We start from the raw sequence: 14,131 nt of genomic DNA, 5'->3' as shown, positions 1-14,131 counted from the left end.
TTATCACCAGTGTAATTTAAAGTCTAATCAAGATAACGATAAATTACTACGTTGTAAGGGAGAAATTGGTTTTTCGACCAATTGGTTTCACCGAATTGAACTATCTTTTTCAATAGTGTAAGCTTTCTTAATGGTTTCAACTAGTTTTTTTTCATTTTCATTTAATTCTGCACTATCTTCTTTCTCTAATAATGCTTTAAGTGTTTCAGTGTAATAATCAAATTCTTTTTCACTAGTCATTTGATCAGTTGACATTTGTTTACTTTTCATTTCAGCATTATTCTTTTTGGAACTGACTATTCCAGTACTTGGATCAGATATTACTTTTAATGGTGAAACATAGTTCACATAACTAAAGTTTTGCATCGCTCCTTTTAAGTAAAAGTCTTCATCATCAGTACCCAATTCTTCATCAGTTTTAATTAACTGTTCTTTAGTTTGATCAGCACCATCCAAAGCAAGATCAAAAATGATCTCATGTGCTTCTTTTTGAAAATTAGATTGTTGTTTATTGATAACCAAAAGATCTAAAGCAACTGGGGAAATTTTGGGTTGCACAATGTGAAAGTTGTTCCCATCAGGAATCTGTTCTTCACTCAATTCATCACGTAAATCACCGCCCAATGCAGCATACACTGCATCACCATTGTAAACAATTCCTCCTTGTCTTCTACCACTTGCCAATTCATTGATCACAATATTGGAATCAGAATTAACAAAGATACTATCTAAATTAGATTTTGTTAATCCAAGTCTTTGAAAGCTTTCATAGACATTAGTGAAATAACCAATTCCATCTTCCTTTGGATTAACATCAGCTGAATTGTTGTTAGTATTAACGATGTTAGCAAGTGAAAAGATCGTTCTAGCATCATCAATGAAAACTAACCTATTGTCATTAAAGCGATCTTTGTGTTTCACAATTGCTTTAATTACATCAGTTCATGAAACATTTTCCTGTTCAAGTTCACTAATTTTTTCACCACGATAAACAAACACTAAGTTTTGAAGAAAATAAGGAACTGCTCAATGCAGTAATTCATTGTTTTTACTATCTTTGGTTTGTTGACTGATCTCTTTAATTGAATCAATAAACAAATCCTTTGCATCACTGGCATTATTTACTTTATCACTTGAACTACTACTTTTTTTCAGATTAAACTGACTTCAATCTATTGGTGATAATAGATCCCTTTCTATCAATTCACTAACTGCATAAGTAGATGCTACTGCTACTGAATAAGTGTTGTTAGCAAAACCATTAATTAGTTTTTCATTACTAGGATAAGTCAAGAAAGTTAAGGGATGTTTTTCTTGTACTCTTTCTAGCAATAAGGGCGAAATATAAGATTCAAAGTTAGCTAGTACAAATGTTGTTGAACCACAACTACTCAATATTGATGAGAGACTAACAAAAAGTGAGAAAAAGCAATATTTTAACTGTTTTTTCATTGTCTTATTTTGATTATTTCCTTTCTTTTTTCCCTTAAATACTTTTGCAGGGTTATTAAACAGACTCCTAAGACACTAATCAATATGAGAATAGACCCAAAGGCGATTGCCCATGCTTTAATTCCTTTTCTAAATGAATAGAGTTCAGTTGCTATAGTTTTTACTGATCCTTGTACTAAAGAGGTAATTACATAATCATCAAAACTAGTTGCAAATACTACTAGTACTGCTGAAAAAATACTTGGCATTAGATAAGGTAGAGTAATATGGAAAAAAGTTTTTAAAGGCGAATAGCCTAAATCTTGAGAAGCAAGAATTAAATTAGGATTCAATTTTTGAATTTTAGGGTAAATCAAAATCAATGCATAAGGCACTGAAAAAGAGATATGGGAAGTAATAATGGTAAAAAAACCTAACTGCTGGTTAAAACTTAATCAAGTGTTAGCAAATAACAACACTAAAGAGATAGCAGTAATAATATCAGGAGTTGCTAAAGAAAAATTAGTAATTCCAAAGATTGTCTTTTTTAAAGCATTCCTTGTTCTTAAAAGCGCAAACGCACTGATAACAGCAATAGGAACAGACACTAAAACAGTGATCACACCTATAATGATTGAATTTATTAGTGGTGTTGCAAAATCAGTTTCACCTAATCTTAAATAAGCAGATTTAGAATCAGGATTAGGATTTAAAACATTACCAAAATCAAGCACTATATTTCCTCTTGAAGAAGAACCGTTTAAACTAACAAGTACAACTATTAAAAGTGGTAAATAGATTAAAGTTATTAACAGAAAGAAATAACTGTTTTTAATTAAATTCTTAAAATGCTTTTTCATGTTGTTTTCATTTGTTATGAACAATACGGACAATTTTAGGCAAAAAAACAACAGTAAAGTAAATTGCAAAAGTAATTAAAGCAGCAATAATAATTGCTCCAGCAGCTCTGCCTCTTTCAATTGCACTATCATAACCATTATTACCCAAGGTAAATATGTAGTTACCAAGGGTTTCGGCTTGGTTAGAGTTATCTAAAAACTGAGCAATTGCAACTGAAGTTAAAGCAGGGAAAAAAGTTAAAGCAATTCCTGATAACATTGCGGTTTTAGAAAAAGGAATTACTACTTTCACAAAGCTGTAAATCCAGTTATAACCCAAATCTTGACTAGCTAACAACAAGTTTTTAGGTAAAACACAGAAGTGGTTATAAAGTGGTAAAAACATAAAAGGAGTAAACAGATAAATTGTTCCAAGTAAGGTATATCCTGAACCAAAAGTTAAGTTGTTATCACCAACTCTGTTTAAAGAAAGTCCAATTAATAAATCAAGTAGGGTTTTCAATCCAATTAACTTAATAAGAAAACTACTTCAAATAGGAACTGTTGCAATTGAAATAACAAACGCTTTAAAAATTTTGTTTTTTGATTGGGAGAGAAAGTAACAAAAAGGAAAAGAAAACAACAATGCAACAATTACAGTCACTATTGAGATCCACAAACTGGTTCAGAAACTGTTAAAAAAACCTAAGCCACTAACAAGTGGTTCATATTTTTGACTAATACTAGCCCCATCTTCACTTTGTAATCCACTAACAATAATCCATGCCATTGGAATAATAAAGAAGATTGTCATTAATAAAAAGAAGGGGAGCAGAAGTCAGTATTTTTTCTTAATGTGCATCTTGTTAAACTTCCATTAAATGAACATCTATAGGATCAAATAAAACACCAAAGGTCTTATTTACATCAACTTCATTAACACTCTCCAAATCAACAATAGTGTTATCTTTTAATTGTGTGGTTATCTTTCAAAGCAATCCTTTGTAGTTTTTATCAATAACACGAACATTAAAAAAACCTTTATTTTCAGGAACAAGATCAAAGTCTTCAGGACGAATTAAGATCTTATATTGCTTACCTACAACATAGTTATTATCAACATCAGTTTGAATGATTTCACCACTCTGTAACTGAATCTTTTTTTCTCCTAAATAAGTACCTTTAAAGATGTTAGCTTGACCAATGAAATTAGCAATTCATTCAGTCTTAGGAGAGTCATAAATATCAACAGGATTACCAACTTGTAAGATGTTTCCCTCATTCATAACCACTATCCGATCTGATAAAACTAAAGCCTCTTCTTGATCATGAGTTACTAAGATAAAAGTCAATCCACTTTTTTTATGAATCTGTTGTAATTCTTTTTGTAAATTCTTTCTAACCTTTGCATCAAGTGCAGATAATGGTTCATCTAATAAAAGAATTTCAGGTTCTACTACTAAAGAACGTGCTAAAGCAACTCTTTGTTTCATTCCCCCTGATAATTCATCAGGCAAACGATCTTCTTTACCTTTTAAACCAACCATTTCAATAACATCACTAACTTTTTTATTTTGTTCAGCTTTAGTTAGTTTTCTTGAAAGATAACGTTTTTCAAAAGCTTCTTTTTGTTGAAGTGTGTATGTTTCTCAATAAGAAGTTCAATAGTCTTTCTTATTGTAAGCTACAACTAATTTGTCATACTCTTTGTCAATTGCTTTTTTATTAGCGTATTTTTGTTTTAAGGTTTGAAGTTCTTTAGTTAATTTTTGGATTTGTTCTTTGTTCTTTGTTGCTTTAATATCAGCTTTCAACTCAGTTTTTTTCTTCTGATATTGTTTTAAACGTATTTCACTGTGTTGAAAAAACCAAGGATCTTTTTTGTATTTATTCTCTACTTTTTCAAAACTTTTATCAATTGCTTGTTTTTGTTGTTCAACTTCTTTTAGTTTCTTTTGAGAAAGTAGATCCCATTCTTTTGTTAATTGCTCTAAATTCTTGTAAATATCTTCTCTACGTAGTTTTTCTTTATTTTCAAACTCAATAACTTTTTGTTTGTTAATTTCTAAAAGTTTTTGTAATTTTTCCTTTAATTTCTTTATTCTTTGAGCATTAGAATTGTTTTTTTGTAACTGCTCTATTTTTCTTTCTAGCTTTAAATGCTTAAGAGCAAGTTGCTTTTGATAATCACTTACAAGTTTTGGAATTTCATCTAACTTTGTTCACATTACCTTCAGACCATAAGCAATGTTTTTATAAACAGTTAGATGGGAAAATAAAGCATAGTCTTGAAAAACTGTCGCAAAAGGACGCTTATGGATTGCCATGTCTTTAATGTCAATACCATTAACTTTGATCTTGCCATAAGTAGGATCTTCAAATCCAGCTAATAACCTCAACAGGGTAGTTTTACCACAACCAGAAGGGCCTAAAATAGTAATAAATTCGCCTTTTTTAATATTTAGGCTAATGTCTCTTATAGAAACATAACCATCATCAAAGGTCTTGTTCAAACCTTCAATTTCAATTAAAGAATGTTCGTTCAATTTAAATACTTAATTTTCAATAAAAAACGTTAATTAGTATAACAATTTTTTATGCTAATTTTTGATAAAAAATATCTTAATTTTTTACAGCAAAATTGATAGCCTTTTTCAAACCAATTTTGTTAAATAGAAACAAGGTTAAATTGTGTTTTTACTATTAAAAAATAAACAGATTTAATTGATTAAAATATGCTAAGTTAGATAACTTTATTTTTTTCAAGACAAGCTTTAATAGCTGCTAAAGCTTCTTCTTCATCAGCTCCATCTGCTTTGATAGTAATGTTGTCATTATGTCTAATTCCTAAAGACATTAAGTTAATAATTGATTTAATATTACCTTCAACACCACTTGGAGCTACCAGTTTAAGTTCAGATTTAAACTTACTAGCCTCACTTGCAAGGATAGAAGCAGGACGTGCGTGAATTCCCACTGGGTCTTTAATAACTGCTTGAAATTTTTTCATATCTTTAAGTAATCAAAATTCTAAATTTGTTTAAAGCTTCATTTAAAGCCTTGTGTTGAAGCAACATTCGCTCCACCATCTAAAACATTTTGTGCTTCAGTTTGAAAAGTTGGGTATGAAGAACTACCTGTAAAAATAGGCAGTTCACTAGACTTATATTTACCTAATTCATCACCAACAATAGTTCAATCACCATCATTATCTGTTGTTTTAAAATTCTGTTGATTGCTATCTGAACTACCGTTTCTCATACTAGTTGAAGAACTAGATTTTGTTAAGAGTTTGGCATATTTGTCAATGATGTCATTACTACCATTTTTTGTCGAACCGTTTTCATTTTTCTTAGTAGCAACTTCTGATAATTTTTTCTTATTATCTGATGAAGATGCTGCATTAGCTTTTAGACTTGCTGATAAAGACATAGCTTGCATTGAACTAGTATTTTTTCAAAAAACAGGATCTATTAAAAATTCATAACCTGCTTCACTAACCCCAACAGAGTTGTTTTTCACTGTACCTATGTTGTTATATCCAAAGCCTTGATAACCATTTTGGCTGGAACCTTTTTCTAATGTTGATAAGATACTTTCAACAGCAACATCCAAAGCCTTAATAGAAGAGAAGGGAATAATCTTTTTATTCCCCATTTTTAACTTATCTTTATTTGGAGCATCAATATTAATATCTAGCAATTCCTGTGCACTATCAACGCCAATAACTGCAGTATGGGCTTGTCTTCTAGCAATTTGAGTAACCACTAAATTCGTTTGTGGTCCAGCAATAGGAATGATAGCATTAACTCCTTTATCAATTAAATTATTAGCTATTGTTATTGCTCTAGGTTCAGTATCTGAAAAAGAACCTGATTGGTGATCTTGAATGTTTATAGTTTCTCCATCACTTCCTTGTTTTGGTGAAATCCATTTAATCTTTTTAATCCTTTTTTCACCATTTGCAACTTGAAGTTGTTTTAAAACAGTTTGTTTAGAAGTGGTCACTTGTGCAGATGAATCTTGTGCATCGCTTAAATGTTTATAAATCACTTCATTAAAATAAGCAATACCTAGTCGAAAACCATTTAGAAAAGAAAGCGTTGAAGGTAGAGCAATACCTACAAAACCACTTACAGTTAGTTCGTTATTATTACTACTATTAGTTGACCAACCACTTTTATCAAGGAAATATTCTTGGTTAAGATTTAAGTAAACTGCAGTAGCAACTCCAGTTAAAAAAGAACCATCATCACTTCTAAAAGCAACTGATGAGATATTGGTAGGAGTTGACTTAAATTGAGGAACACCATTTCTTTTATTAAACTCCTTTTCAATAGCTCCATCAACAAAAATAAAACCTGTTTTAGCTAAGCTTTCTTTATCACTTTGAAACCTAATGTCATCAGAAGTAATTGCTTGAAGTGATTCTTGTTGGTTAAAACCTGTTGCAACAATAACATCAGAGCCATCATTTTTGATGTTATTAAAAGTAGCAATTCTATCACTTAATGTAAAACCAGGACGTTTTCACAAGCCATTGCCTTCTTGTAATTGTGAACTATCTGCTTCAGGTAAATCAACACCCTTACTTTTTTTAAAAAAGCTCCTGATTCCTTCATAGGACATTTGTGAAAATGATTTATCAGCAAGTGTGGAAAAGTTATCTGACACTAATAGCTGTACAGAGGAATCAAATATTTTGGTAGCCCCACATGCAGTTAAAAAAACTGCTAAACTGCTCATACCACTCAGTAAAAACAAGCTCTTTTTAAAAACTAACTTACCAAATAATAGCTTTCCCATATATGACGGTATTTTAGCTAATTATTTTTAGTAAAAAGAAATCAAAAGATAAAAAAATGTTTGATACTACTTTTTATAGAGATACCAAAAAGTAAATCACAACTATAAAACTAATCCTTTTTTGCAAAATAACTAACTAAATACTAGAAGATTAATTAATGCAAACAATTGACGTTTTAATTGTGGGTGGGGGTGTCATCGGTACTAGTTGTGCATATGAACTCAGCCAATATAAATTAAAAGTTGCACTTTTAGAAAAAAATGCTTTTTTGGGTTGTGAAACTTCGCAGGCTAACAGTGGTGTAATCCATTCAGGAATTGATCCTAATCCTAATAAGCTAACTGCCAAATACAACATCTTAGGGAGAAAAATCTGAATTGAGGATTGATTTAAAAAACTAATCTTCCCAAGGAAAAAAATTGCTACTTTAATTGTTGCTTTCAACAATGAAGAAAAACTTCAATTAAATTTGTTAAAAGAAAGGGGAATTAAAAACTCAATTCCTGTTGAAAACATTCAAATATTAGATCAACAACAAACTTTATTGCAAGAACCGTTTATCAATCCAAATGTAGTAGCTAGTTTAAAAGTTGAAGGTAGTTGACTAATTGACCCTTTAATTGCAACCAAGTGTTTAGCCCTTGCTAGTTTACAAAACAATGTTGCCATCTACTCAAATAAAAAAGTTACAAAAATTGAAATAGATTCTGATGATGATTTTTTAGTTTTTATTAACAATGAAACAACACCACAATTTAAAACCAAAAAGTTAATTGATGCAGCTGGTCATTATGCAGATTGACTAGCAGAAACTACACAAGTTGATAATTTTAAACAAACAACAAGAAAAGGACAATATCTAGTTTTAAAAAATCAAAACAACCTTAAGATTAACACAATTATTTTTATGGTACCTACTATCCATGGTAAGGGAGTAGTTGTTGCTGAGATGTTAGATGGTAATATCCTTGTGGGACCTAATGCAGTTGAGGGAATTGAAAAAAACAAAACTCGTTCCATAGATTTAGATTCAATTAACCAAATTAAAACTATTGGTAAAAAAATGGTTCCTTCATTGCAATTTGAAAATAGTATTTATAGTTTTGCAGGTTCAAGAGCTATTGATATTGAAACAAATGACTTTGTTATTAGAACAGCAAAAAGCAATCCTAACTTTATCATCCTTGGTGGCATGAAATCCCCTGGTTTAACATCAAGTCCTGCTATTGCTAAGAGAGCAGTTGAACTCCTTAATTTAAAGTTAAAAAAGAAGATAAATTGAAATCCTAATTACAACTTATCATGGATCTAAAAAAACAATACATTATTGCCTTAGATGAAGGTACTAGTTCTTGTCGATCAATTGTTTTTGATCACAATCTTAACCAAATAGCAATAGCACAAAACGAATTTAACACTTTTTTTCCTAATAGTGGTTGAGTTGAACAAGATCCACTAGAAATTTGATCAGCCCAACTAGCTACCATGCAAAGTGCTAAAAATAAAGCACAAATCAAATCTCATGAAGTGATTGCAGTTGGTATTACCAATCAAAGAGAAACAATAGTTTTATGAAATAAAGAAAATGGTTTGCCTGTTTATAATGCCATCGTTTGACAGGATCAAAGAACTGCAGCACTATGTCAAAAATTCAATGAGGATAAGTTAATCCAAACCAAAGTAAAACAAAAAACTGGATTACCTATTAACCCCTATTTTAGTGCTACTAAGATAGCTTGAATCTTAAAAAATGTTCCTTTAGCAAAGAAACTAATGGAGCAAAAAAAGTTGTTATTTGGCACCATTGATAGCTGATTAATCTGAAAACTAACTAATGGAAAAATGCATGTTACAGATGTTTCAAATGCTTCAAGAACTCTTTTATTTGACATTGTCAAAATGGAGTGATCCAAAGAGTTATGTGATTTATTTGAAGTACCAGTTTCAATCTTACCTAAAGTTCTGAGTTCCAATGCTTACTTTGGTGATATTGAAACTAATCACTGATCTAGTAATGCTAAAGGTATTGTACCAATTAGAGCAGTTTTAGGAGACCAGCAAGCAGCTTTGTTTGGTCAACTCTGTACTGAACCTGGAATGGTAAAAAATACCTATGGTACTGGATGTTTTGTACTCATGAACATTGGTGATAAACCAACACTCTCAAAGCACAATCTGCTCACAACAGTAGCATGGCAACTAGAAAATCATCCACCTGTATATGCATTGGAAGGTAGTGTGTTTGTAGCGGGTGCGGCTATAAAATGGTTAAGGGATGCATTAAAAATTATCTATTCAGAAAAGGAAAGTGATTTTTATGCAGAACTTGCAAAAGAAAATGAACAAAACCTAGTTTTTGTACCAGCTTTCAGTGGACTTGGAGCTCCTTGATGAGATGCTAGTGCTAGGGGTATTATCTTAGGAATTGAAGCAAGCACTAAAAGAGAGCACATAGTAAAAGCTAGCTTAGAGTCAATTGCTTTTCAAACTAATGATTTATTAAATGCAATGGCAAGTGATCTAGGCTATAAGATTACTAGCATTAAAGCTGATGGGGGGATTGTTAAATCAAACTATTTAATGCAGTTTCAAGCTGATATTGCAGATGTAATTGTTTCTATCCCTAAAAATAAAGAAACCACTGCAGTTGGTGTTTGTTTTTTAGCTGGACTTGCTTGTGGATTTTGAAAAGACATTCATCAACTTGAAAAACTCACTACTCTTGATAAAAAGTTCAAAAGCACTATGGACCCAAACATAAGAAAAACCAAAATTAACAGTTGACATAAAGCAGTTGAACGTGCTTTAAAATGGAAAGAAATTGATTAATAAACTGTAATTAATCGCTTTGTTTTATATCTACCGCCTTTTGAACTTTTAGATAGATCAGTTATGGGAGTTTTTTTAACGCCTATCCATCTATTATTTCTTTTAATAGCAGTCAATTTGTATACAAAACCTAAAGTATCACGGTTTAAATTTTGATAAGTGCTACTACCAACTCCAAAAATAATGTTTGAAGAACAATAACCATGGTTTTTTAAACAATTTAAGATCCATTCTATCTTTTGATAGGTGATTCCATCACCATAAATAATGCCAATTTTCTTGTTTAAAACCTTATAACCTTTTTTATTTATAGTTGAACTAAAATGATGATCTAAGTAATCGATCATTGCTCATGTACTTTTATCTTGCTTTTTGTAATTAGGATTGCAAATAAGAGTTTGATAATTACCAGAATCAGCACGCAAATAAAGCGTAGCACCACGCATTAAGATTAAGTTTTTTAACCTTGGAATAATGTTATCAAGGACATTTCACATGTCATAAGAATCAATCACTAAAGAAAGTTTTTTATCTTTAAACTTTTCCAATAAACGTTGAAAAGTTTTCAATTCATGTTTACTACCATCTGCGCACATCACTGAATGTTCAGAAGCTAAAATTGAACGAGAATTATCCCCACCTAAGATCGTGTCACTTCCAGTAAAGTATTGCAAGTGTGCTCTAGCAACATACAAAGCACTTTGCAAACTACTCATGCCCCGCATACTAAAGTCGTGGCATTGAAAATTAATAAAACTTGTTTCATCTGCGGTTTCTTTAGCATATTTTTCAAGTAAAGATTTAATTCTTTTAGCAACTGTAGAAGCAGTTTGAAACAACCAAATGTTTTCTAGAAGTACAGTTTCAAAGTAATTAACTAACCATACAAAGTTGTTTGGAATATTTTCAACTCCTTCTATAGTTATTAAAGGAGTTCTAAATGGTAATGATTGATCACTTTCATGGATCTTTGCAACTAACGGCATTTTTTTATTTTTCTCTAAGAAACTAGCTAAATGACAGATGTGTTGTGTGAATTCATTAGCCAATTCATGATCATTAAAAACACTAACTAATTTATCTGTCAATGCTGCAGCTAGCAATTTGTTTTTTTTAACTTCAATTACACTGTTTACAAAACCATTAAATACATTCAAAAGGATCTCTTTAGCAAAATCATGGTTTCAAACAAACTCCTTAAAATCACCATAAACACCTCTTGCAGTTAACATACTATAAAGGTTTTGTGTATCTTGTGGATACATTAAACGGTGTGAAAGTTTATATGCATCACAAGCCAAAAGATTCTTTAAGTGAAACTCTATTTCACTAGTTCTTTTATCCATCATTTAACCTCCTCTTTGTCAATTTTATCAGGAGCGTTTGTATGGACTTCAATACCATGATTATTCTTAGGAAAAGCGATTACTTCTCTGATGTTATCAGTTTGATTAAGAATCATCATTAAACGATCAATACCTAGTCCCATTCCACCATGAACAGGAGCACCATATTGATAAGCTTCTAGAAGAAAAGCAAACTTATTTGGGTCAATGTTCAAAGAATTCATTAGTCTTTTTTGAACAATTGGATCATTAATTCTTATTGAACCACTACCAATTTCAAAACCATTTAAAACAAGATCAAACTGTTCGCTTAATGCTTCGTTTTTATTTGATTCAAAATTATCAATTCATTCTTGTTTAGGTTTTGAAAAGATGTTGTGATTTGATATTCACTGATTTGTTTTCTCATCAAAATCATAGAGAGGGAAATCAACAACTCAACAAAAGCTGTATTGGTTAGGTTTGACAATATCCAAGTGGTATTTCAACTCATTTCTAATTGCTCCTAAAGCAGTTCATGCCTTCTTTTTAGATTTATTTGCTACTAACAGAAGAGTGTTTTTTTCATCACATTTAATTGAAGTTTTTAATGTTGAATTATTTTTATTATGAACTTCTAAACTCACATCATGGTCCTTAGCAATTTTTCTTAATGCTTTAATTTTGTCTGTACTTAACTCAATATTAGTAAGTTCAATACCACCAATAATGCCTTTTGCTTCAATTAATTTAGTGAACTGATTCTGATGATCTTGAAAAAGCGAGGTGAAATCTTTTATTTCAAAACCATAACGTAAATCTGGTTTATCGCTACCAAATCTTTCAAAAAGTTCTGAAAATTTAAAAACAGGAAAAGTCTTTTTTATTTTGATTTGAAAAACATCTAAGAAAACACTAAAAAAGAGTTTTTCAACTAGATTCATAATCATTTTTTGGTTACAAAAAGAGATCTCGAAATCAATTTGTGTGTGTTCTGGTTGACGATCTTTTCTGCTATCTTCATCACGATAGACCCTTGCAATTTGAAAATATTTTTCAACTCCTGCAATCATTAAGAGCTGCTTATAGATTTGTGGACTTTGAACTAAAGCATAAAAACAATCTTTTCTAATTCTTGCAGGAACTAAAAAGTCTTGTGCTCCCTCAGGAGTTGATTTGGATAAGGTAGGTGTTTCTATTTCAATAAAACCCTGCTGGTTAAATCAGTTACGAATTGCTAATATAAATTGATGACGCAATAACAATCGTTTTTGCATCAAACGTCTTCTCAGATCAAGGTAACGGTATTTTAACCTAACTTCTTCTAAAGCATCAGTTTCATCTTCAATAATTAAAGGAGGAGTTTTTGACTTTGAAAAAAGTTTAATAGTTGGATTTATCAGTTCAAATCTAACACTATCTAAGCGTTGTAATTTGGCTTTAACAATAACTATGTCTTCTCTTGTAAGTTGTTGAATCTGTTCTTTATCTTTGCAAGTTACTTGGATAGTTCCTGATTTATCACCAACGATAATAAAGTTAATTTCACCTAACTTTTTAATCCGTTTAATTCACCCAATAATAACTATTGTTTTATTGAGTTGTTCAGTTGAAATTGAGCCAATTAAAATTCGTTGGTTAAAACACATTTCGTTCTCCAAGTTCATTTCAAGTGTAAATGGTCTGTTGTTTAGATACTAAGTTTTTGATTGTAATAGCTTTTTTGTCAAAATCAGTTTTTCCAACAATGCCAATGAAAGTATAACCCAAGCGATTTGCTAATCTAATCCCATTATCAACTTTAATAACCTTAGGATAAATAGTTACTTGGTTATATTCCCTTCATAATTTAGCTAGTCAAACCAATTCTTCAAGCGCTTCTTCAAATAAGCAAATTACTAACATCTGCTTTGGTTTAGTATTCAAAATAAATGCTTTTTTATCAATTTCTAAACAGTTAATTAACCGTTCAATTCCACAAGCAAAACCTAATGCGGGAGTTGGATTACTACTTAATTCTTCAACTAAGTTATCATAAACTCCACCTGCTAAAATTGTGTCTTGATTTTTTACATATTCAAACACAAATCCAGTATAGTAATCCAATCCTCTAACTAGATTGTCTGTTCATTCAAAACTAATATTGTGTTTTTTTAGTTGTGTTTTTAACAATTCTGAATCTTGTTTTGCACTTGCATCTAAAAAATCAGTAATTTTAGGAGCATTTTTAACAAATGATTTTTTTTGATCTATCTTGTCATCTAAAATTCTCAAAGGATTTTTTTCTAATCTTTTTTGAGAAAGCTCAGTTAGTTCTAATTTATATGGAGTTAAATAATCTTTTAGGGCTTTATTTCACTTACTAAGTGTTTCAAAGTTAGCAAGATTATTAATTTTAAGCACATATCCAGTAATTCCAAGTGCTTCAAGCAAAGAGTTAGCAAACAAAAGTGTATCTAAAAAGATAAACAGGTTGGAAAAACCAAATACTTCGCAACTAAATTGCCAATGTTCACGAAACCTATTGTTTTGTGGACGTTCATAACGATACATTGAACCAATGCAAAATAACTTTAAGGGAAAATTTGCTTCTTGCATTAATTTGTTTTCACAAGCAAGTCTTACTATTGGTGTAGTAGCTTCAGGTCTTAAAGCTAATTCTCTTTGAGATTTATCAAAAAACTGGTATAGTTCTTTTTGAACAATATCAGCATTAGCATTAGATCTTTGAAAAAGTTGTGCATTTTCAAACAACGGAGTTTTAACTTCACTAAAACCCCAATTAAATGCTAAAGATCTTATTTTTTTAACAATCCAATTAAAATAAACTAATTCATCACCAAACCAATCTTTAACTCCCCTTGGTTTTTGCAAGAAGTTCATGTGTCATTAATTATAAT

Annotated in this window: 11 protein-coding genes; 2 read left to right on the top strand and 9 right to left on the bottom strand. The window is 30.6% G+C overall.

Features of this window, described 5'->3' with window-relative positions; genetic code table 4:
* The 6 genes from MG_RS00225 to MG_RS00200 all read right to left on the bottom strand — a co-directional run bounded on the left by MG_RS00225 (position 1) and on the right by MG_RS00200 (position 7,076).
* Positions 1-1,452: a type 2 periplasmic-binding domain-containing protein gene (locus MG_RS00225; RefSeq protein WP_010869305.1), complete on the bottom strand. Its 1,452-nt coding sequence runs from the start codon at positions 1,450-1,452 to the stop codon at positions 1-3.
* Positions 1,437-2,291 (bottom strand): ABC transporter permease, encoded by an 855-nt coding sequence (locus MG_RS00220; RefSeq protein WP_009885706.1) that lies wholly within the window; start codon positions 2,289-2,291, stop codon positions 1,437-1,439. Before MG_RS00220 ends, MG_RS00225 begins: the two co-directional genes overlap by 16 nt.
* Entirely contained in the window at positions 2,275-3,132 is an 858-nt protein-coding gene (locus tag MG_RS00215; protein WP_010869304.1) for an ABC transporter permease, read from the bottom strand. The genes MG_RS00220 and MG_RS00215 overlap by 17 nt, the downstream gene beginning before the upstream one ends.
* 4 nt (positions 3,133-3,136) lie before the next feature.
* Positions 3,137-4,816: an ATP-binding cassette domain-containing protein gene (locus tag MG_RS00210; RefSeq protein ID WP_010869303.1), complete on the bottom strand. Its 1,680-nt coding sequence runs from the start codon at positions 4,814-4,816 to the stop codon at positions 3,137-3,139.
* A gap of 197 nt (positions 4,817-5,013) precedes the next feature.
* Positions 5,014-5,280: an HPr family phosphocarrier protein gene (locus MG_RS00205; RefSeq protein WP_010869302.1), complete on the bottom strand. Its 267-nt coding sequence runs from the start codon at positions 5,278-5,280 to the stop codon at positions 5,014-5,016.
* A 20-nt stretch (positions 5,281-5,300) separates the two neighbouring features.
* Positions 5,301-7,076, bottom strand: a complete 1,776-nt coding sequence (locus tag MG_RS00200; protein ID WP_009885703.1) for a BMP family ABC transporter substrate-binding protein — start codon at positions 7,074-7,076, stop codon at positions 5,301-5,303.
* Positions 7,077-7,234: 158 nt separating this feature from the next.
* Here MG_RS00200 and glpO point away from each other — a divergent pair, with 158 nt between their 5' ends.
* Positions 7,235-8,389, top strand: a complete 1,155-nt coding sequence (gene glpO, locus MG_RS00195; RefSeq protein WP_010869301.1) for a type 2 glycerol-3-phosphate oxidase — start codon at positions 7,235-7,237, stop codon at positions 8,387-8,389.
* Positions 8,380-9,906 (top strand): glycerol kinase GlpK, encoded by a 1,527-nt coding sequence (gene glpK / locus MG_RS00190; protein ID WP_010869300.1) that lies wholly within the window; start codon positions 8,380-8,382, stop codon positions 9,904-9,906. Before glpO ends, glpK begins: the two co-directional genes overlap by 10 nt.
* On the opposite strand, the gene MG_RS00185 is transcribed toward glpK, so the two are convergent.
* Genes MG_RS00185 through hisS form a run of 3 tightly spaced genes read right to left on the bottom strand, consistent with a single transcriptional unit; the run spans position 9,903 to position 14,114 of the window.
* Positions 9,903-11,252, bottom strand: a complete 1,350-nt coding sequence (locus tag MG_RS00185) for a nicotinate phosphoribosyltransferase (RefSeq protein ID WP_029329854.1) — start codon at positions 11,250-11,252, stop codon at positions 9,903-9,905. The genes glpK and MG_RS00185 overlap by 4 nt on opposite strands.
* A complete protein-coding gene (gene aspS, locus MG_RS00180; RefSeq protein WP_009885700.1) occupies positions 11,228-12,898 on the bottom strand; it encodes an aspartate--tRNA ligase in 1,671 nt (556 codons plus the stop codon). Before aspS ends, MG_RS00185 begins: the two co-directional genes overlap by 25 nt.
* Entirely contained in the window at positions 12,870-14,114 is a 1,245-nt protein-coding gene (gene hisS, locus MG_RS00175) for a histidine--tRNA ligase (protein WP_009885699.1), read from the bottom strand. Before hisS ends, aspS begins: the two co-directional genes overlap by 29 nt.
* Positions 14,115-14,131: the final 17 nt, after the last annotated feature.

Source organism: Mycoplasmoides genitalium G37 (assembly GCF_000027325.1).
Classification (GTDB): domain Bacteria; phylum Bacillota_I; class Bacilli_A; order Mycoplasmatales; family Mycoplasmoidaceae; genus Mycoplasmoides; species Mycoplasmoides genitalium.
Note: the sequence above shows the minus strand (reverse complement) of the source record. Positions and strands in the feature narration are given on the sequence as shown.